Origin of the sequence: Enhygromyxa salina (genome assembly GCF_002994635.1) — a bacterium.
Classification (GTDB): Bacteria; Myxococcota_A; Polyangia; order Nannocystales; family Nannocystaceae; genus Plesiocystis; species Plesiocystis salina_B.
In genome coordinates, this window is the sequence record NZ_PVNL01000121.1 from 74,294 (window position 1) to 94,026 (window position 19,733).

Genomic DNA, 19,733 nt, shown 5'->3' on the forward strand with positions numbered 1-19,733 from the left:
GCGCCGACCCGGTACCGGACCGGTCTCGCCGTGCATGAGTCGACGTTCAGTTTTGGCTCGTTTTGCTCTCGTGTCGGCACGTCAGGGGGCTTCGGGGGAGGACCCAGCAGGGGTCGGTCCGGTTCCGGGTTTATTTTTTGAAGGCAACGTGAATCGAGGTCATCGAGACTTGATCGGGAGAGCGTGAAATGATGCGCAGAACTGTCTCTGGACCGGAAGTTGTTGCCCTCGTGCTTGGGCTCTGTGTCGCGAACGCGGGCTGCGTGATCAAGCTGGATCCGCCGTTCGAGGAGACGAGCGGCTGGGAGTCGGGGACGGACGACGAGAGTGATGGCGATTCGGAGTCCGAGTCCGAGTCCGAGTCGGAGTCTGAGTCTGAGTCCGAGTCGGAGTCTGAGTCTGAGTCCGAGGAGGGGGAGTCGGAATCAGGGGAGTCGGAATCTGGAGAGTCCGAATCAGGTGAATCTGAGTCCGGAGAGTCCGAGTCTGGAGAATCCGAATCTAGTGAATCGGAGTCTGGAGAGTCCGAGTCTGGAGAGTCCGAGTCTGGAGAGTCCGAGTCTGGAGAGTCCGAGTCCGAGTCCGGCGAGTCTGAGTCCGAGTCTGAGAGCGGCGAGTCCGAGTCCGAGTCCGAGTCCGAGTCTGAGTCTGAGAGCGGCGAGTCCGAGTCCGAGTCCGAGTCTGAGTCCGAGAGCGGCGAGTCCGAGTCCGAGTCCGGCGAGGAGAGCGGCGAGTCCGAGTCCGAGTCCGGCGAGGAGAGCGGCGAGTCCGGCAGCGAGGACACGGGGGGTGAGGGCTGCGAGCTGCTCGAGCACGATCCGCGTCGCTCCCTGATCGAGACCAATATCGACGCGCTCGCGGGGGTCTCGATGGCCGAGCTGCTGGATCGCGCGGCGATCTCCGCCGATCTAATCGGCGATCCAGAATTCACCCACACCCGCCTGGTCGACAGCTTCACGATCAACGAAGAGGCGACGCTCGAGGGTGGGTCCCACTGCGACGATCTGCTCGAAGACGACATCCCGAGCCTCAACGGGTACCCCTTGCAGTGTCCGCGCATCGAGGCGGCGCAGGTCGCCAACCTCGACGCGTGGTTTCCGATCGCCTACGTCAACCGCCTCGACCTCGCGCCGCTCGACGGCAGCGACTGCGGCGAGCAGCGCCTGATCATGGCCAACAACGCGAACGGGCGAATGTTGGTGATCTTCGAGGCGCGGATCCCAAACCCCGATCCCAGCTGTGGCCTGCTCGCCTGCGCCCCGATCGCCGAGCTGTGGTCGGGCCTGAGCTTCGTCGAAGATCCGGTCGAGCGCGGTGAGCAGCTGCGCCTGGCGTTCCTCGACGGCCACCCGCAGCTCAGCGACGCTGGGTTCGAGCCGTTCATGGCCGGCGTCAACATGAGCTTTGGCAGCGGACAGGTGCGGACCAACAGCTTCGACGATGACCCGTGGACGCTTCGGGAATTCCGCTTCGTCGATGAAGACGGCCGGCTCTCGGTCGCCCAGGTGCCCGTCAGCGACAACGCGTTTGGCCCGCTGTGGGACGACCTGAGCGACGAGCCGTTTGGCGAGCTGTGTCGTGAGAGCATCCTCGCTGGGCTCGAGACCCTGCTCGTCGACGAGATCGCGAGCATGGGGCTGAGCGTCGAGCCGCGCTGCTTCGCGGCCGAGAGTCGAGACGACGCGCTGGTCGACTATGCCGGGCACCTCGGCTCGGGCAGCGGCGAGTTCGAGGCCGCGCTCGCCCAGCGGCTCAGCGATCTGGGCAGTGACCTCAGCCCCGAGCAGCTCGCCAACCGGGCGACCTTCGCCAGCAACTGCATGGGTTGCCACCAGACCGCGACCTTCTTCGACCTTGGCCACGGACTGACCGCGCCAGCCTCGAGCGCGTTCGTGCACGTCGACGAGGTGTTCCCCGAGTCGTGCGATGGTGGATCCTGCTTTCGGATCTCACCCGCGCTGCGCGATGAGTTCTTGCCCGCGCGGATGCTCGCGTTCGAGGATCTGCTGCAACAGACCTGTGAGCTCAGCTGCGGCTCCGATCGGCCAGGCACATCCGGCGACGCCCTAGGCGCCGCTCAGGTGCTGTTCGACGGCCCGGCGACCCAGGGGCTTCCCGCGATGCCAATTGACCGAGGGGAGCTCGCGCAGCTGCTCGAGGCCCAGCAGCGGCTGCGCGCGAGCTCGTCCCCGACCACCCTGGGTGGGCGCCCTCGCGGCGCACATTAGTGCCCTATAACGTAGGCATGAGCGACAACCCCGAGGGCCGAGTCACGACCGCCGCGCACGGTCACCTGCTGAAGATCACGATCGACCGCCCGGCCAAGTACAACGGCCTCACGCCCACGATGCTGCGCGAGCTCGCGGCCGCCTACACCCTGCTCGAGCGCGAGGACGAGCTGTGGTGCGCGGTGCTGCTGGCGGAGGGCAAGCACTTCACGGCCGGGCTCGAGCTGTCGAAGTTCGATATCACCGACCCGCTGATCGAGCCCGGGCAGGTCGACCCGCTCGATCTGCAGGGCGTGCGCCGGACCAAGCCGGTGGTCGCTGCGGTGCATGGGATCTGCTTCACGATCGGGATCGAGCTGATGCTCGCCGCCGACGTCGTGGTCGCCGAGCGCGGCGTTCGCTTCGCCCAGCTCGAGGTCCAGCGCGGGCTGATGGCTTATGGTGGCGCCACGCTGCGCATGGTCGAGCGGGCCGGGTGGGGCAACGCCATGCGCTACCTGCTGACCGGCGACGAGTTCGACGGCGCGACGGCGCTGCGGCTGGGGTTCGTGCAAGAGCTGGTCGACGAAGGGCAGGGGCGGGCCAAGGCGATCGAGATCGCCGAGCGGATCGCCGCCCAGGCTCCGCTGGCCGTGCGGGCCAGCCGGCGCTCGGCTCAGCTGGCGGTCGAGCAGGGGCCGGCCGCAGCGATCGCGGCGCTGCCCGAGCAGCTGGCCTCGCTGGCCGCGAGCGAGGACTTCGCCGAGGGCGTGCGCTCGTTCAAAGAGCGCCGCGCGGGTCGCTACAGCGGTCGCTGAGCGGCTGTGCGCCGGCCCGTCAGCCGGCGAGGCGCTTGACCACCGAGAGCGCCTCGGTGACGTGGCGCTTGGCCTTCAGCATCGAGTTGAACACGTGCTGAACCTTGCCTTGCTTGTCGATCACATAGGTCACGCGCCCCGGGAGCATGCCGAGCATGGCCTTGGGCACGTCGTAGCTGCGGCGCAGCTCGCCAGACTCGTCGCTGATCAGCTTGAACGGGAGTCGGTGATGGGCGGCGAATTTCTCGTGGCTGTCGGCGCTGTCGGGGCTCACGCCGATCACGATCGCGCCCGCGTCGGTGAAGTCTTCGTAGGCGTCGCGGAAGCTGCAGGCCTCGGCGGTGCACCCGGGGGTCTCGTCCTTGGGATAGAAATACAAGACCACGGCCTTCTCCCCTTGGAAGCTCGCGAGATTGATCGACTCGCCTTCGTGCGTGGTCCTGTGGAAGTCGGGTGCTTGCTGGCCAATGCGCAGGGTCATGGATCCTCGTGCGGTGCCTCGTCGGCGCCGGAGTCTATCATGAGGGCTCCCGAGATCATTCGTTGGCGAGCGGCAGCCAGACCCGCATGCAGGTTCGCCCGGGGGCGCTGTCGAGCTCGATCGCGCCGCCGTGGGTCTCGACGATCCGGTGGACTAGCGCGAGCCCCAACCCGGTGCCCCCGTGCTCGCGGTTGGTCGTGAAGAAGCGGTCGAAGATCTGGGCCTGATTGGCGGCCGAGATCCCGGGCCCATCGTCGATGATCTCGAACCCGGTCCGCCCGTCGCGGGCGACCAGCCCGCGGGCCTGCACGCGAACTTCGGTCCCGGCGTGGGCGTAGGCGTTGTCGATCAGGTTGTCGAGCACGCTCGCCAGCTGCGCCGCGCTGCCCTCGACCAACCCGGCTTGCTCGGCCTCGCTCACGCTGACCTCGGGCCAGCGGCTCGGCAAGCTGGTGAGCAGCTCGGCGAGCGAGCAGCGAGCGCCGCCGTGGGGCTGCTCGGCGCGGGCGAGCGCGAGCAGGCCGTCGACCAGCCGCTCGAGCCGCTCGAGCTCTTCTAGCGCGTTGTCCAGGAACCGCCTGCGCTGCTCGGTCGCCATGTCCTCGTCGTCGCGGATCAGCTCGGCGGTGCCGCGCAGCGTGGCGATCGGCGTGCGGAATTCATGCGCGACGTTGCCCGCGAACTCATTGATGTACTCGACCCGCGACTGTAGCTGCTCGGCCATGGCGGCCGTGGCCGTGGCCAGCGCGCGGACCTCATCGACGTGGGAGCCGGCGCTGCGCATCAGCTTGGCGCCCTCGCTGCCGCTGCCGTGGGTGATCCGGCGGGCGGCGTCGGCCAGCGACTCGAGCGAGCGGGTAGCCAGGCGCCCCGAGAACACCGCCAGCACGATCGTCAGCAGCAGCGCCGCGAGCAGGCCCCAGACCAGGCGAGGGGACATGTGATACAGCGCCTGCAGCTCCTCGCGGGGGGTGCGGGACAGCAGCACGGCGCCGATGATCTCGTGCTCGTGATCGGCCTGCGCCGAGTAGATCGGCTTGGCGATGAACAGCCGGACCCGCGCGCGGCGGCTGGGGCTCGACAGCGGCTCGCCGTGTCGGGGCCGATCTCGATTGCGGGTCTCCATCCCGGTGCGGCCGGCGAGCGCGGTCATCACCACGGCGTCGCTCGACATGTCGATCACATCGAGCTGATCCCCGGAGCTCGACGCCAGGACCTGGGCGTCGGCGTCGACGATCCGCACGCTCGCCAGGGTGCGGTCGCGGATCGCAACCAGCAGCGGATCAAAGCGCAGCTGCAAGGGCCGCTGTTCATCGCCGGGGTTGGCCAGCATGTCGGCGACCAGCACCGTGAGCACGTCGGCCTGGTGCTCGAGATCCACCCGGGTCTGGCGGCGCAGATCCATGGCCAGCGCCCCGGTCCCAATCAACGCCGCCAGCGGCAGCAGCAACACCAGGAGGTGCGAACCCAGCAGCCACGTGCGCAGCGACAGCTCCGGGAGCAGGTTTCGCCTGCGCGGCTCCGAGCCCTCGGCTTTGGACTTGTGGTTCATGATTGCGCAGCCGATAGGCAACGTCGTGCGCGGTAGCGAAGGGATCGATGCTTTCGATCAGGACGCTCCTGACTGCGCTTCGCAAGCTCCACGGAGAATAGCTCCGCCAGCGCGGTCGCGCGAGCCCCGGAGCTCGCTGGCGGCGTGAATTCAAACTGATCGCCGCTCTGGCGCTTGGCCCGGCTGGAGGATCCATGAGCCGGGTCCTCTACCAAATGAGTTGACAAACTGACCAACGCCCCGCTATTGATATAGCTACTTTACACAGGAGATACCCATGTCAGAAACTGCTTACTTCACATTTATGCAACGTCCGGATCAGGAGTTTATCTTCCAGTTGACTGATCCAAAGAAGATCCAGGAGGCCCGCGACATCCTCGCGGGAAAGGAGAGGGAGAGGGTGCACGTCATGGGCAGGGTTCAGAAGAGCAAGGCACCCTACAACCCTGCGTGGAGCTATCATCTCGACCCCGCAACCATCAGCTTCTTCTCGATGGCCATTGAAGTGTGTGACGCCGACATGGGGTATGTCGAAGATCATCTGGACGAGGCCGGCGGTGCATTTCTCCCGGGCTGCCACTGGTGCCCGTGGAACTCGAAGCTGGTGCGGGAAGTCACCCTCTGACCTCGCGCGGGGGCAAGTCGGCGTCCCTAAAACCTCGAGCTCGAGAACCCGGCTGCACTCGTTGGTCTGAGGCGTCAGCCTCACTAAACTTTGGGTTCATGATTGCGCAGCCGGTAGCCCACGCCGTGCACGGTCTCGACGGGATCGACGTTGCCCAGCGTGGGGCTGCCTGACTCGGCGCGGAGCTTGGCCCTGAACTTGGCCCGGATCCGTCGCACGTGCGAGTCGAGGGTGCGGCCCGAGACATGCCGCGTGTCGGGGTAGGCGAGCTCGCCGAGCTCGTCGCGCGAGTACACCCGACCCGGTCGGCCCATCAGCACCTCGAGCAAGCGAAACTCCGTGGCGGTCAGCACGACCTCGTGCTCGCCCCACCAGCTGCGGTGGGTCTCGGGGCTCAGCCGCAGCTGGCCCACGACCAGCTGCGACTCGTCGACGTGGGCCTCGTCTACGTCGTCGCGGCTGCCGCTGTCCTGGGTGTCGGCCCGACCGCGGGTGATCCGACGCAGGATCACCTTGACCCGGGTCACCAGCTCACGGGTGGAAAAGGGCTTGGTCACGTAGTCGTCGCCGCCGAGCTCGAGGCCCAAGATCCGATCGATCTCGTCGCTGCGGGCCGAGAGGAACAGGACCGGCGTGACGTCGTCGCGCCTTCGCAGGCGGCGGACGAACTCGAACCCGTCGACCTCGGGCATCGAGACGTCGACGACCAACAGATCGAAGCCGCGCTCGTCGAGCAGCGCCAGCGCGTCGCCGCCGTGGCGGGCCTCGCAGACCTCGTAGCCCTCGCGGCGCAGCGCGTAGCCCACGACCTCGCGCAGCTTCGGATCATCGTCGACGACCAGGATGCCGGGCGAGTTCGCCGAGGCGGCGGTGGGAGGGCGGGCAGGCGCGGCCATGGGCTGGGCTCCGAGGCGCAGCAGGGCGCTCATGACTGCACCTGCGCGAGCTCGACCGAGGATAGCTCCGCGAGCGCGGCCACGCGAGCCTCGAGCTCGGCGAGCCGCTCGCGGACCGGCTCCGACTCACCCGCGAGCGCGAACAACCCGAGCTGAACCCGCAGCGAGAGCAGACCTGACAGCACCGCCTCGAGCTCGGCGTGGGCGTGATCCCGAGCGCCTCGCAGGTTGCCGAGCGCGGCCAGCAGCGTGGGGTCGAGCTCGACGCGGCCGGAGCCCTGGGCCTGGGTCTCGTGCAGCAGGCGATCGACCCGGGCGATCCGATGATCGGCGCGGTGCAGCGAGTGCGCGAGCTTGGCCAGCTGCGCGGCGTCGATCAGGCGGGCGCCCGCGGGTCCGTCGAAGTCTTCCTGCAGGCCCTGTCGCAGCGTGGCCATGCAGCCGTCGATCCGGGCGTGGTTGGGGCCCGCGAAGGTCGGGCGAGCCAGGCTCAGCTCCGACGTTGGCGGTGGTGGACGACCGACGAGCCCGAGCAGGAGCGGCCAGCAGGCCAGCGCGCTGGTGGCCGTGCCGAGCCCGTGTCCGCGGCGGCCGAGGTGCCAGGCCATGGCCGCCCCGATCCCGAGGTAGCCGAGCGAGAGCGTGGCCCACAGCGAGGGCACGCGGCCGCTGGTGAGCTCAGCCAGCACGCGCGGCTCGCCGAGCAAATCGAGCGCCAGCGCGAGCGCGATCATCGGGGTGACTCCTCGACCGCGGGCTCGGCCGGTTGAACCATCGGCGGCTCGACCGAGGTCGCGTCGTGACTCGGCTGGCGCTCACGCCCGAGCAAGCCAGCACCGCGCGCATCCCAGCCGCGGTAGTGCCCGCGCGCGGAGCTCCCGGTGCTGGCGAGGCTCGAGAACACGTCGGCCTCGACGTCGCGCAAGAACGAGATCTCGGCGCGTGGCCGGACCACGAACGGCCGCAGCAACCAGCCCGACTGCGCGAGCAAGACCCCGAGCACCGCGACCGAGGCGAAGCTCGCCAGCGGGCGGTTGCGGCCGCCGCGGGGCAGGCTGTCGAGCAGCGTCATCAACCCCGGGAGCCCGACCAGGCACAGGCACGCGGCCATGGCCAGGACCGCGCGGTGATAGTCGGGGTGCATCGACAGGTACAGCCACAAGATCGGACCACACGCCGCCGCGAGCACGGCCGTGCGCGCGATCGAGACCAAGCTCGCGAGCGCCAGGTGGGACCACGACACGCTGATCTCGCAGGCGTCGTGAAACGCCCGGATCGCCGGCAGCCCGATCAAGACCGGGATCAGCAGCAACATCGGCGTCTTGATCGCGGCGTAGGCATACTGCAGGTCGCCGCGGTACGAGCCCAGCACCAGGCCGAAGATCGCCGCGCCGAACACCGTGATCCCGAGCAGCCGCGGGGCCAACACGGCCAGTCGATCGCGCAGCGGATCGTCGTCGTGGGCGCCCGCCGAAGCGTCGCCAAGCAGCAGCGCGGGCTCGCGCAGCAGCACGCCGACCAGCGCCAGGCTCGAGGTCTGTCGTGCGGCGCTCATGACCACACACCCCCTTCGAGGCCGAGCACCCACGCGCCCACGTCCACGCCGACCCGCAGCGCGATCACCCAGCTCAGCGCGACCCACCCGAGCAACAACAGCGGAAAGTAGCCAGCGACCGCGCCGCCCTGGCGCTCGGCCCGGGTCAGCTCCACGCAGGCGGTCGCGGTCGAGAACACCCCCACACCGACCAGCGACGCCAACAGCAGCGGGATCGCCAGGTTGGTGGTCGCCGAGAAGAACAGCACGATCACGCTCAGCCCGGCGGCCACGCGACCGCCGTGGACCAGCGCCCGACCCAGCCCCGCGGCCAGATCCTCGGGCTTGGCGGACAGCCGCAGGAACTGGTGGACCGCGATCAGAGCCGGCGCGGTCAGGGCCAGCGCCGCCAGATCGACCAGCAGCACGCTCGGGGCCAGGCGCACCGCCGTCGGTCCGGCCGGGGATCCGAGCGCCGCCGCGCCACCGAGCGCGAGCAGGCCGAGCAGCGCGAGCGAGAGATCACGCCCGCGTATCGAGGGGGGAGCCAGGGTGCTCGGGGGCGCGTGAAGGGGGAAGGTCGTGGAGGCGTGCATCGTCGAGCCAGCATTAGCAAGCGTCCGTGCAATGGCTTCGGCCTACGTGCGTCCTTGGCCCGTCGATTTTGTGCAGATTTGGCGCAAGTGGACGGTGGCGATCGAACTTGGCAAGGTCGTGTGCACCCATGGCCAACCCGATCTCCGACAGCACCCAGCGCTTGCTCGATGACATGGACCCAGAAGCCCGCGCTCACGCCGAGCGCGAGGTCGCGGTCAACTCCGTGCGGGCGGCTGGGTTCAAGCTCTCGCTGGGCGAGGAGGTCAACCTGGCCAAGGCGGTCAAGGTGATCGCGGGCGTCGATGGGCTCAGCCGCGAGGAGCTGACAGGGCTCAAGTTCCTCATGATCATGTCGGCGCTGCCCTACGACATTCAGCAGCATGTCGTCGCGTTCGAGACCGAGGGCGTGACGGTGGAGCACGCCAGCGAGCTGTTCGCGGCCGGCAGCCAGAAGGGCTGCTACTTGCTGTCGGGCGCCACGACCGTGGCCGCGGCCGACGGGCTGTCGGCCGAAGAGGAGGCCTCGGCGCGCGAGCTGGGCCAGCGCCTGAAACTGGCCGACAAGCTGGTCAATGTGTTGATCGCCGAGGCCCGCGCGACCGGCCTGGCGATGCGCAAGGGCGACCCGGAGCTGGTCGACGAGCTCAAGCGCCTGCGCGTCGCGCTGTTTGGGTACCTATAGCGAGCGTCAGCTGGGTTACTCGGGGGACGGGGTCCCGTCGTAGATCCAGGTGTCGGCCTCGGCCTGATCCCACACGACCTTGTCGCGGTCCAGGATCTCGTACTGCGACCTGTTGGCCATGAACTCGATCAACAAGAAATTGTCGGTGTCGTAGCGCGTCGCGCCAAACACCACGAGCGGGGCCGGGTAGGACGCCGGCATGTCCAGCCACTTTTGCTCGTGACCGGCCATCAGCAATTTCACGCTCTCACCTTGCAGCGTCAGCACCGTCTCCATGTCGGTGTGCTGGCCGTTGTTGGGCGCCTCGTTGACGGCCACCTGGAACAGCGGGAAGTGGCTGAACATCACGGTTGGCATGCCGGCGCCGAGTTGATCCGCGATCCAGTTGAGCTGCGTGCCGCCGTAGGAGCCCCGCGTGGGATCGTAGATCAGCGTGCCTTCGTCGAAGGTCTGGCCGTACTCGCTGTTGGTGAACACGAACCGCCAGCCCAGATGATCGACGGCGTAGTAGGGGTCCTTGGCGTAGAACTGGCCGAACAGCTGGTGCGAGAAGGTCTTGGGATAGGTCGGGACGGCGTAGTCGCTGTCGCCGAACAGCGGGTAGACCGGGACGCTGAAGCCCGCGAAGATGTCGGCGACGTCGGCGAACGCGTTGGGGTTGGCCTGGTACCAGACTGCGTCGCCGGTCTGGTAGGCGTCGTCGACGAGGTCGCCGAGCACGACCACGAAGCTCGGCGGCGGAACGATCGCCGCGATCTTGTCGCGGGTCTCGAGCAAGCTGGCGCGGGCTTCTTCCAGAGACTTGTCCTGGCCATCGTAGTCGGGGGCCGGAATGTGGGGATCGGCGATCACCACCACGCGGAACCGGTCTGGGTCGCCGTCACCGGTGTCGCCATCGCCGTCGCCGGGTCCGGTGTCTGGGTCCCCATCACCGTCACCGTCGCCCGTGTCGCCATCCCCATCGCCGTCGCCGTCGCCGTCGCCGCTGGTCTCGCCGCTCTCGTCGTCGCTGGCTTCGATGACGACGGCGATGCAGCCGAGCTGCGAGAGCGCGGCGGTGAGGACCAAGGCGGGGAGAACGAGGCTGCGCACGGCGGGCAACGATGGTGCCACAACTCGGGACTGAGCGAGTGTCCCCCAGTCACCCCGACTTTTGGGTAGCCGCGCGCATGCTCGCGAACACCTGCTTGACCTGCTCGCGGGGCTGGGCCGTGATCGACGCGAACTCCTGCCCGACGTTGAGCCACTCGCCGCCGTCGATCGTCACGCACTCACCAGTCACAAACGGCGCCGCGGTCAGGTACACCGCGAGATCCGCGAGCTCCGGCGGCTCGCCGTAGCGACCCAGCGGCACGCGGTGCTTGCCGAGCGTCTCGGACCCCGGCATCAAGAGCCGCGAGAACGCGCCGTCGGTCGGGAACGGGCCGGGCGCGATCGCGTTGAGCCGGATCCCGTAGGTCGCCCACTCGGTCGCCAGCGAGCGGGTCAGCGCCAACACCCCCGCCTTGGCGCAGGCCGAGGGCAGCACGAAGGCCGAGCCCATCCACGCGTAGGTGGTGACGATCGACAGCACGCTGTAGCCGCGGGGGTCGTCTCGTTTGCCGCGCTCGATCCAGCGCTGGCCGATCGACTGGGTCACGTTGAAGCTGCCGTACAGCACGATCTTGACCACGGCATCGAACCCACCTGGGGACAGATCCTCGCTCGGGCACAAGAAGTTGCCGGCCGCGTTGTTGACCACGTCGGTCAGGGGTCCGAGCTCGGTCTCGAGCTGATCGAGCGCCGCGTCGACGCTGGCTCGGTCGCGCACGTCCGCGCTCGCCCATGCTGCCTTGCCGCCGGCTTGCGTGATCGCGGCGACGACCTCCTCGAGTGGTTGGGTGCGACGGCCGAGCACTGCCACGCTCGCGCCGAGATCGGCGTAGCGCAGGGCCATGGCGCGGCCGAGGCCCGTGCCGCCGCCGGTGACGAGGATGGTGTGTGACGAGAGGAGCCCGCGCTCGAACATGGGCGGGATACTAACCGGGCATTCACGCTGTCGGGTGCTGGTCTCCGCGACGGACTCTGCGCGAGCCTGCGAGGCCGGTGATCCAGTGACCTCCGAGCGCGATCGCGTCCACGCTTGGCGCCCCGGCGAGGTGCTCGCCGGCAAGTACGAGCTGCTCGAACAGATCGGGGCCGGCGGCGGGGTGGGGCTGCGAGAATGATGCGGGACGCGGTCGACGTTGGCCTGCGCGAGGTCGAGGCGTTCGTAAAATGGGTGCGGGCCGGTCGAACTCCAGGCGTCACGGGCGCGTTCGAGCGGAGCTGGGTTGCGCTCGGGTCTCAGCGGATGTAACTAACCATATGACCTCGGACCTTCAGAAGCTGATCGACAAGGCGCGCAACGTCACGATGACGAGTGTGGAGCGAGAGACGCAACGCCGGAGCTTCGCGTTCGGGAACACACACATCGAGAACGACCGCATCACTCGTGAGCACATCGATCGTGCTGCGGACAAGATCTCGACGTCCCGTGACTGAGCGCGAGAGTGCCCCCGAAGGCGCTGAGCCGCTCCCTTCTCTCACTGACGACGAGAAGGCGCTTCTCGAGGCCGAGAATGGTATCCGGCAGTACGACCGGATGGTGGCGCTGGTTGAAGGGGCCCTTGCTGCCGCACGCTTTCGCCTACGCGTATCGGCTTTGATCGAGCTCAACCGCCTCGCTGTCGAGGGACTCGAGGTTGACCCTGGGAGTCTGCGGAGCGTCCCGATACGGATCTCCAACACCGATCACCAGCCTCCGCCAGCATCGGATGTGCCCGGTCTGCTCGAGGAAATGTGTGACTACGTGAACGACAGCTGGGAGAGCCGGACAGCGCTCCATTTGTCGGCCTACGTCATGTGGAGGCTCAACTGGATTCATCCTTGGAAGGATGGCAATGGCCGGACCTCTCGGGTTGTTTCTTACCTCGTGCTGTGTGCAAAAACGGGCTTTGTGCTGCCCGGTACAACGACGATCCCGGAAATGATCGCTGGGAACAAACACCCCTATTACGCTGCGCTCGACGCTGCCGACGAGGCGTGGCAGACGCAGCAGCTCGACGTCTCGGAGATGGAGAGTCTGTTGGCCGACCTCCTCGCCAAGCAGCTCGTCGGTATTTACGCGGCGGCGGGGGGCCCGACGTAGGGCCGCAGGCATCCATCAGCGCCGACGGCGAAACGGGCCAGGATCCACAGTGCGCTGGTGTGGCATCAGCGGCTCGATCGCCAGCCCGATCAGCCGTTGCATGCCGCCTCGGTGGGCTCGACGCTGCTCCAGCGCCGCCATTGCAGCCCACAGCGTCCCGAACCCGAGGGTGCTCACGAGATCCGCTACGACGAACCCGAACACAGAGGGCCAGTTGTGGCGGGTGATTCCGGCGCGGACATGGGCGCCGCCATCACGCAGCGGTCGCGCCTCGATCTCGAGCCCGACGCCGCCTTGCAGGATGTTCGCGCTCGGGCCTGGCTCCGATCCAAAATAATAGTCGAACGAGTGCTTGCGGTGGATGCTGAGCGCTCGGCCGCGCCGCTCGATCGCCCAGCCGCGCGCATTGGCGAAGCTCGTCGCGACGAGCTCGATCGCCGCATCGGGATCGAGATCGACGTGAATGCTTCCCCGTGGGGCCATCGTGGCTCAGCCTAGGTAATCCTGCGATTCACCGCCAAAGCACCGACTTCTCGACCTCGTGCAGACGGGCTCGCCAACTCGATTCAACCGTCGACATCGAGCAATGGACGCAGCAACGCCAGTCCGCGAGACAGGCGCGAGCGGACGGTGTTGCCGTTCAATTGCAGGGTCAGGGCGATCTCACCGTTCTTGCGACCGTCGAGGGCCAGCAACACGACGTCTCTGTAGGCCTCCGGCAGCAACGCGGCGGCTCGCTCGGCGTGCGCCTTTTGATCAGCTCGGGTCGTGAGGCGGTCCAGGAGGCTGTCGAGTTCCACGAACACCGCCGGCAGCGCGTTGAAGTCGGCGGGCTCCGTAATTGGTCGCCGGCCGGCCTTGCGCCGGTGATCCGCGAGGACAATGTACGCGACCGAGAACAAGAAGTGCCGCAAGGAGCTCAGGTGCTTGAAGTTTCGCCCCGCGCCGAGCCACGTCGTGGACGCGAGATCCTCGGCGTCCTGAGTCTGCTTGACTCGCGCATAGAAGAATTTGAGCAGCTCGGTGTTGAGGCGCTGGACGGTCGCTGTGCTCGCGGATATCTGCCAGGACATCGGCGGCAGGTTATCACTTGCTACCCGCCCGGATCCGCGCGGCCAGAGATTCGGTCCGACTGACCCAAAGGCCAGGTCAGCGGACCGCGAGACCCGGTAGTCTTCGCCGATGGCGGTGCCCCCCACGCCAGGTTCGCTGCTGGCGAGCAGCCGACGGCTCGCGGCTTGGGGCGCGCGGATCGACAGCGACGCGCGCTCGCCTGTCGACAAGCTGGCCGAGCTGATCGCGTCGCGCTTCGACGTGACGCTCGCGGTCAGCCTCGAGGAGCTGGGCGCGCTCGCGGCCGAGCACCGCTATGTGATCGTGGAGTGCTTGGGCGCCACTCGGCACTCGGCCGTGTACGCGGCCGTCGATGCCCTGCTGGCTCGCTACGTTGCGATCAAGATCCATCGCGCGGATGGTGACGACGCCGACGAGCTCGTGCTCGCGGAGGCTCGGGCGGCGTCGCAGCTGAACCATCCCAACGTCGTCCGGATCTACGACGTCGGGGAGCACGACGGCTGGCTGTTCTCCGTCTCCGAGCTGTGCGACGAGGACCTGAGCGCGTGGTGTCAGCGGCATGGGTGGCTCGAGATCCTCGCGCGGATCATCGAAGCCGGCGAAGGGCTCGCGCGGCTGCACGCGGCGGGGGTCATTCATGGCGACGTCAAGCCGGCGAACATTCTGATTCTGAACGGCGTGGCCAGGCTCGCGGACTTTGGCATGGCGTCGGTCCCCGGTCATTCGACGCGGATCGTGGGCACGCCGGGGTTCATCGCGCCGGAGGTGGCGGCGGGGCTGCGCACCCGGAGTGGGGACGTGTTCGCGCTCGCGGCCACGGCCTGGGCGTGTCTGTTCGCGGAGCTGCCGTATGGGCCGCTGCCGTCGACGGGCGAGCTCGCGGAGGTGATCGAGCTGACGGTGAACCGTGCGCGTAGCCGGGCGTTCGCGCAGCCGCGACGCCAGCACCCGACGATGCCACAGCTGGTCGTAGATGAGCTCGAGTGTGGTCTACGCTGGGACCCGGGGCATCGCCCGAGCTTGGAGCTGTGGCTGGGGCGGCTCGAGGTGCTGCATGCGTGGGGGACACGGCGGGCGAGGTTGCGTGCGCGGATGCCCTGGGCGCGGGGGTGGTCGAGTCGGCGGGCGCTCGCGTTTGTGGGGGCGCTGTTTGTCACGTTTGGGGGCGTGACGGCGTATCTCGCCGCGCGGGCTGAGCCTGCCCGCACGGGTGGTGGTGCTTCGCTGGGGTTTGAGGATTTGCTCGGTGAGCTGGCGTCGAGCAACCCGCGACTGCGAGCGGAGGTCGCCGCGCGTGTGGGCGATGGTGCGGCCGCGGTTGATGCGTTGGGCGACGCGTGGGAGCAGTTTGAGACGCTGTCCTCACGCGATCAGGTCAGGCTGGCGAACTCAGCGAGCGAGATCGCCAGGCGGCTCGAGCTGGCGGAGCAGCTCGAGCACGCGCAGTTGGCTTGGAGCGTTGCGATCTTGCTTCATGGACGAGTCGGCCAGTTAGGCGAGCGAGACGACGCGCTCAGGAGCTTTCAGGAAGTAAGTGATGTCATTCCTATCACGCCTGCTCTGAGGCAAAACAGGTGACGGTGCCATCATCGTTCGACACGCCATCGTAGCAATACCAGATCGTACCGGCGCAACTGAAGCCATTGACGCAGACCTGCTCGCCGCCTTGGTTGACGTAGCAGCACATCGGGAATTCTAGCGTCCCATCCGGTGGCGGGCCCTTCTCGCACATGCCTGCCTGGCTGCAGGCGTCGTCGAGCGGGAGATAGGCGTTCACTTGGCCCGTGGTCGGGTCGACGACCTCGCCGTGTTCGAGGTAGTACGGCCACGCGTCCGCAGGACAGGGGGCAGTGCCCCTGATCGTGAGCTCGCCGCTGCGTGACAGGCAGACGCTCGCGTCCAGCCGGGGCACCTGGGTCCCCGTGGGTGTGCAGTGAGTCGGCGCGGACATGCACAGGTTGCGATGTGTGCTTGCGCTGGCGCTCGACGGTAGCGAGGCGACGCTGGCGACGAGCAACATGAGGGTGAGGTGGTTACGTTGCATGATCGGCAGCCTACCCAACTGATGTGTATGCGTTGTGAATGTGTGCTCACTCGAGGTTGGTTCGCGACGGTTGACGCGTGTTCGCCTTGATCCGGGCGCACCGGACTGGGAGTCTCTAGTTTGATCGTTGGATCACTCCCATTTGATCGTTACAGCACTCCGAGCATGATCCGGGCGCACCGGACTGGGAGTCTCTAGTTTGATCGTTGGATCACTCCCATTTGATCGTTACAGCACTCCGAGGGATAGAAGCCCGACGCGAGCGAGCCCACCTGATCCGGGCGCACCGGACTGATCCGGGCGCACCGGACTTGATCCGGGCGCACCGGACTTGATCCGGGCGCACCTGGCGCACCGGACTGGGAGTCTCTAGTTTGATCGTTGGATCACTCCCACTTGATCGTTGCAGCACTCCGAGGGATAGAAGCCCGACGCGAGCGAGCGCACCGGAGAGCCCGACGGCCCCGCCCGACAAACTTGTCAAAATTCTGCAACACCCCCGTCTGCGGGCCGAGAACATCTGCGTGGCCACCCCCGCGCAGAAACAAGCAAGCGCCGCCCGTCGGGCGAAGAACCGAGCCCGGGGAGAGTCCCGCGACTACCCGCGCGTCCGTGCTCGGCCGTTCTACCGTGGCGCCCGCTACAAGATCACCAGGCGCTGCATCGGTCGACTGATGCTGTTCGCGTCGGGACGTGATGCCAAGCAGGTCGTCAACTTCATCGGCTACTGCCTCGCCCACGCCGCCGCGCGCTACGGAATCCAGATCCACTCGAGCCTGTGGATGTCCAACCATCACCACACCGACCTCACTGATCCCGAAGCCAATCTCGTACCCTTCAAGCAACTTCTGCACAGCCTCATCGCCAGGGGCCGCAACCGGCAGTTGGGCCGAGACGACACCGTTTGGAGCGGCCAGGGTCCCTGCGATACGCAGCGGCCGACCGACGACGAGTCGCTGATGGACATGGTCTACACGCTGACCAATCCGGTGAAGGATGGGCTTGTTAGGTGGTCGAGGGTGTGGCCCGGGTTCACGACGATCGGTTGGCGTTACGGCGAGACCCGGACCTTCAAGCGACCGGCGTTCTTCGACGAAGACGGTGATATGCCCGAGGAGGTCTCGCTGACGCTGGTCCGGCCGGGAATTTTCTCGCAGCTCGATGACGACGAACTGTACGACAAATTGATGGACGCGGTGCGCGAGCGCGAGCTCGAGATTCAGCGGAGCATGCGCCGCCACAGCCGGCGGTTCATGGGGCTGCCCAAGCTAGCGAAACAGCACTGGAGTCGTGCGGCGAAGAGCTTCGAGGAGCGGTTCAAGATCAAGCCCAAGCATGCGGCCTCGAGTGAGGGCCAGCTGTTGAGAGAGTTGGCGCGGAACCGCGAGTGGGAACGGGAGTACGCGGCGGCGCGGGAGTTGCTGCTGGCGGGTAAACCGGCCGTGTTTCCTGCGGGGACGTATTGGATGCGTCGCTTTGTCGGCGTTGAAGTGGCCGCGCAGGCGCCGTAGTGAGCGGGAAATGGGGTAGTGGCGGGGTCGCGCGAGCCATCCTGCCGTCGTGTATTGGTTCGGCGGCGATGGATGATGGGTCGAAAGGTAAATCGTGGCGAATGTTGGGGTTCTGTGAGTAGATTTAGTGCCGACGGGGGGAGAGAGTGGACAATTCAGAGGTGCGGAGGACTAACCGGAGCGCCGATGCGCCCGGCGATCACAGAAGACTCCCCGTCCGGATCGCCCCCTATAGCCCGTCCGCTTCCCCCTATGTTATGGTGGTGCGGCCTTGGCCCGCATCCCGCCGTTATCGTTGGGCTTCTTCGTGCCGCGCGGTCCCGTTGGGATCCGGGTAGGGAGGCTGCTGCAGCAGAGTCGACGAGGCGAGCGCTCAGGACGAGCGCTCGAACACCGACGTCTCACCATCGATGTCAACCACGATCACCTGCGTCGGCGTAAAGCTCGGCGCGTCGATCTCCAGCTCGAGCCTGAACCGACCGTCATCGCCGTCGTCGACCCCAATCGTCAGCCCTGACTGGCTCCGATAGTCCCGAGCCGGGTTTCCCTTCCCCACCACCTCCGCGTAGTCGAGCGTCCGCGACTCGCCCTCCCCCTCCACCGTAATCGTCTGGATTGTCATCACCTGAATCGGCACCACCAGCGCGACCGCGGCGTCCCCAAACTCGACCTCGAGCGGAGGCATCTCCGCGTGCGGCAGCAGCTCGAGCACGTTGCGGGCCAGCGACTCGTCGGCCCCGTTCCCTTGAACGCCAACCATATAGTTGAGGTGCAGGTGCGGCGAGCTCGACCCGGCGCTACCGCTGCGACCCAAGGTCGCGCCGGCTTCCACAAATTGACCAGCCTTGACCGAAGTCTTGCTCATGTGCAGATACGCTGACTTCTCGCCGCCGCCGTGGTCGATCAGCACCCAGTTCCCAGGGCCAGTCGTGCCATCCCACTCGACGACCTTCTCGATCTCACCGGCCTTGATCGCGCGGATCTTGGTCCCCTCAGGCACGGGGAAGTCGGTGCCCGCGTGGAAGTCATACTTGCCGCTCTGGTCGCGGGGCCCGAACGGGGCGCCGATCCTGTCGGCGTCGAGCCTGGCCTTGCCAGAGATCGGCCAGACGATGTCTCCGCCAGCGCCGCCGCACGTGGTCGAGCCGAGCGCGAGGGTGAGGGTCGTGAGTCGAGCCAAGCGCATGCGCGGAGGGTAGGGGATCCGGGTTTGAGCTGGAAGGGCGCGCGGCGCTCGGGCACAATGGCTGCGATGCTCTCGCCCACGCACGCAGGCCGCTCGCTCGCGCTCGTGTTCGCGCTGAGCGGATGCGCGCCCGGCAACGCGGCCGAGCCGAGCGGTGAGGGTACCGCGGTCGGCCCCGCGGTTGTCTCGCCAACGGACGCCGCAGAACCGCCCGCAACGGTCGAGACCGCACCCGCGCCGCCACAACCCCAGCCTGAGGTCGTGGCCCCCGTGATCGCCGACTCCACCATCGAGACGGGGTTCACGGTCGATCCAGCCGCGCAGCCGGGCCTGGTCGAGTTTGCGAGCGAGCTCGCGCAGGTGGGCACGCTGTGGATCGGCAAGCTCGAGGGCAACGGCGGCCGCGACGTGTTGATCTACATCCCGCCCGACGCCGACAACGCCCAGCCCTTCGAGCTGGTGTTTCATTTTCATGGCACCTACAGCGAGCACGTCGAGCGGCAGCGCGAGGGCCTGAAGAAGAACCAGTGGGTCGGCTGGGAGCGGCTCGAGCAGACCCTGGGCGCGATCACGGAATTACAGGCGACCCGGCCTCACCACAATGTCGCGCTGATCTATCCGTTCAGCGCGGGCAAGCGGCTCGAGCCGGGTCACCGCGGGTGGAGCAACGTCGCCTATGATCGCATGTGGATGGACCCGGCCGCGCCGCCGGACTACCGCGACGACTTCGCCACGCTCCACGCCGAGGTGGTCGCGCTGCTGACGAACGAGCTGGGCGTCCACCCGAGCAAGCTGCCCGACGCCGTGATCGCGGAGGGCCACAGCGCCGGCGGGATCGCGCTGCTCAACATTGCCCGCGAGGGCTCGGCGCACGTGCGCGAGTTCCTGTTCTTGGACGCCAGCTTTCAGAGCTGGGCCGACGGTTGCTACGCCGCGGTCAAGGACACGGGCGCCGCGGCCAAGCTGACGTTGGTGGTGACCGACAAGGGCATCGCCGATCCGTTCACGGGCCGCGATCCCTGGTGCGTGACCATGAAGGCCGACGCCTCGCTGTGGGCCGAGAAAAAGTCGTGGTGCGCGACGCGAGCCAGCGAGACGGTCCCCGGCAGCAGCTGGACCTGCGCGGAGCTCGAGCTGGTGGCCGAGGAGTGGCGGGATGATTATCGAGACTGGTGTGCCGCCTACGAAGGTGGGATGCAGGGGCTGGATCAAGTCACGCTGGTACCCACGAAGGTCTATCACAAGGACCAGCCCCGGCACTTTGCGGGCGGGCTCGAGCTGCCTGAAGATCGCCTGCCCTGACCGCGCGACGCCGCTACTGGCTAATGCTCCAGTATGTCGGCTGGCTTGAAACTGG

21 protein-coding genes are annotated in these 19,733 nt (G+C 67.4%); 9 read left to right on the plus strand and 12 right to left on the minus strand.

What is annotated here, in order from left to right; translation table 11 throughout:
• Positions 1-230 precede the first annotated feature (230 nt).
• Positions 231-2,228, plus strand: a complete 1,998-nt coding sequence (locus ENSA7_RS32120; protein ID WP_181234309.1) for a hypothetical protein — start codon at positions 231-233, stop codon at positions 2,226-2,228.
• Between the two features lie 17 nt (positions 2,229-2,245).
• Positions 2,246-3,025, plus strand: coding sequence for a crotonase/enoyl-CoA hydratase family protein (locus ENSA7_RS32125; protein WP_106093225.1), 780 nt, complete (start codon positions 2,246-2,248; stop codon positions 3,023-3,025).
• Between the two features lie 19 nt (positions 3,026-3,044).
• Here ENSA7_RS32125 and ENSA7_RS32130 read toward each other — a convergent pair whose 3' ends face one another.
• A complete protein-coding gene (locus ENSA7_RS32130) occupies positions 3,045-3,506 on the minus strand; it encodes a peroxiredoxin (protein WP_106093226.1) in 462 nt (153 codons plus the stop codon).
• 55 nt (positions 3,507-3,561) lie between these two features.
• On the minus strand, positions 3,562-5,058 hold the full coding sequence (locus ENSA7_RS32135) for a sensor histidine kinase (protein ID WP_106093227.1): 1,497 nt from the start codon (positions 5,056-5,058) through the stop codon (positions 3,562-3,564).
• Between the two features lie 277 nt (positions 5,059-5,335).
• Between ENSA7_RS32135 and ENSA7_RS32140 the strand changes: the two genes are divergently transcribed.
• Entirely contained in the window at positions 5,336-5,683 is a 348-nt protein-coding gene (locus ENSA7_RS32140; RefSeq protein WP_106093228.1) for a BP74-related protein, read from the plus strand.
• Positions 5,684-5,766: 83 nt separating this feature from the next.
• On the opposite strand, the gene ENSA7_RS32145 is transcribed toward ENSA7_RS32140, so the two are convergent.
• From ENSA7_RS32145 to ENSA7_RS32160, 4 genes are read right to left on the minus strand one after another with little or no spacing between them, the layout of a single operon-like run.
• On the minus strand, positions 5,767-6,612 hold the full coding sequence (locus ENSA7_RS32145; RefSeq protein ID WP_244923980.1) for a response regulator transcription factor: 846 nt from the start codon (positions 6,610-6,612) through the stop codon (positions 5,767-5,769).
• A complete protein-coding gene (locus ENSA7_RS32150) occupies positions 6,609-7,313 on the minus strand; it encodes a hypothetical protein (protein ID WP_106093229.1) in 705 nt (234 codons plus the stop codon). Before ENSA7_RS32150 ends, ENSA7_RS32145 begins: the two co-directional genes overlap by 4 nt.
• The gene (locus ENSA7_RS32155) at positions 7,310-8,134 is read right to left on the minus strand and encodes a hypothetical protein (RefSeq protein WP_106093230.1); all 825 of its coding nucleotides are present in this window, start codon (positions 8,132-8,134) and stop codon (positions 7,310-7,312) included. Before ENSA7_RS32155 ends, ENSA7_RS32150 begins: the two co-directional genes overlap by 4 nt.
• The gene (locus ENSA7_RS32160) at positions 8,131-8,709 is read right to left on the minus strand and encodes a hypothetical protein (RefSeq protein ID WP_106093231.1); all 579 of its coding nucleotides are present in this window, start codon (positions 8,707-8,709) and stop codon (positions 8,131-8,133) included. Before ENSA7_RS32160 ends, ENSA7_RS32155 begins: the two co-directional genes overlap by 4 nt.
• 128 nt (positions 8,710-8,837) lie before the next feature.
• Here ENSA7_RS32160 and ENSA7_RS32165 point away from each other — a divergent pair, with 128 nt between their 5' ends.
• Entirely contained in the window at positions 8,838-9,392 is a 555-nt protein-coding gene (locus ENSA7_RS32165) for a hypothetical protein (RefSeq protein ID WP_106093232.1), read from the plus strand.
• Between the two features lie 15 nt (positions 9,393-9,407).
• On the opposite strand, the gene ENSA7_RS32170 is transcribed toward ENSA7_RS32165, so the two are convergent.
• Together ENSA7_RS32170 and ENSA7_RS32175 are read right to left on the minus strand one after the other, a co-directional pair.
• Complete coding sequence (locus ENSA7_RS32170) at positions 9,408-10,484, minus strand: metallophosphoesterase family protein (protein ID WP_181234310.1); 1,077 nt, start codon at positions 10,482-10,484, stop codon at positions 9,408-9,410.
• Positions 10,485-10,533: 49 nt separating this feature from the next.
• Positions 10,534-11,400, minus strand: a complete 867-nt coding sequence (locus tag ENSA7_RS32175; protein ID WP_106093234.1) for an SDR family oxidoreductase — start codon at positions 11,398-11,400, stop codon at positions 10,534-10,536.
• Here ENSA7_RS32175 and ENSA7_RS44420 point away from each other — a divergent pair.
• Together ENSA7_RS44420 and ENSA7_RS32180 are read left to right on the plus strand one after the other, a co-directional pair.
• Complete coding sequence (locus tag ENSA7_RS44420) at positions 11,399-11,599, plus strand: hypothetical protein (protein ID WP_181234311.1); 201 nt, start codon at positions 11,399-11,401, stop codon at positions 11,597-11,599. The genes ENSA7_RS32175 and ENSA7_RS44420 overlap by 2 nt on opposite strands.
• 308 nt (positions 11,600-11,907) lie before the next feature.
• Positions 11,908-12,561 carry a Fic family protein gene (locus ENSA7_RS32180; protein ID WP_219908096.1) on the plus strand — a complete coding sequence of 218 codons (654 nt, stop codon included), beginning with the start codon at positions 11,908-11,910 and terminating at the stop codon, positions 12,559-12,561.
• A gap of 15 nt (positions 12,562-12,576) precedes the next feature.
• On the opposite strand, the gene ENSA7_RS32185 is transcribed toward ENSA7_RS32180, so the two are convergent.
• A complete protein-coding gene (locus ENSA7_RS32185) occupies positions 12,577-13,044 on the minus strand; it encodes a hypothetical protein (protein ID WP_106093235.1) in 468 nt (155 codons plus the stop codon).
• 83 nt (positions 13,045-13,127) lie between these two features.
• Entirely contained in the window at positions 13,128-13,634 is a 507-nt protein-coding gene (locus ENSA7_RS32190; protein ID WP_106093236.1) for an RNA polymerase sigma factor, read from the minus strand.
• 109 nt (positions 13,635-13,743) lie between these two features.
• On the opposite strand from ENSA7_RS32190, the gene ENSA7_RS32195 reads away from it, so the two are divergent.
• Complete coding sequence (locus ENSA7_RS32195; RefSeq protein ID WP_106093237.1) at positions 13,744-15,213, plus strand: serine/threonine-protein kinase; 1,470 nt, start codon at positions 13,744-13,746, stop codon at positions 15,211-15,213.
• Here the strand turns inward: ENSA7_RS32195 and ENSA7_RS32200 are convergent.
• Positions 15,185-15,679, minus strand: a complete 495-nt coding sequence (locus ENSA7_RS32200) for a hypothetical protein (RefSeq protein ID WP_146158381.1) — start codon at positions 15,677-15,679, stop codon at positions 15,185-15,187. The genes ENSA7_RS32195 and ENSA7_RS32200 overlap by 29 nt on opposite strands.
• 524 nt (positions 15,680-16,203) lie before the next feature.
• Here ENSA7_RS32200 and ENSA7_RS32205 point away from each other — a divergent pair.
• On the plus strand, positions 16,204-17,190 hold the full coding sequence (locus ENSA7_RS32205) for a hypothetical protein (RefSeq protein WP_146158382.1): 987 nt from the start codon (positions 16,204-16,206) through the stop codon (positions 17,188-17,190).
• Between the two features lie 373 nt (positions 17,191-17,563).
• Here ENSA7_RS32205 and ENSA7_RS44425 read toward each other — a convergent pair whose 3' ends face one another.
• On the minus strand, positions 17,564-18,376 hold the full coding sequence (locus ENSA7_RS44425; RefSeq protein ID WP_181234312.1) for a M23 family metallopeptidase: 813 nt from the start codon (positions 18,374-18,376) through the stop codon (positions 17,564-17,566).
• A 66-nt stretch (positions 18,377-18,442) separates the two neighbouring features.
• Between ENSA7_RS44425 and ENSA7_RS32215 the strand changes: the two genes are divergently transcribed.
• A complete protein-coding gene (locus tag ENSA7_RS32215; protein WP_181234313.1) occupies positions 18,443-19,678 on the plus strand; it encodes an alpha/beta hydrolase family protein in 1,236 nt (411 codons plus the stop codon).
• Positions 19,679-19,733: the final 55 nt, after the last annotated feature.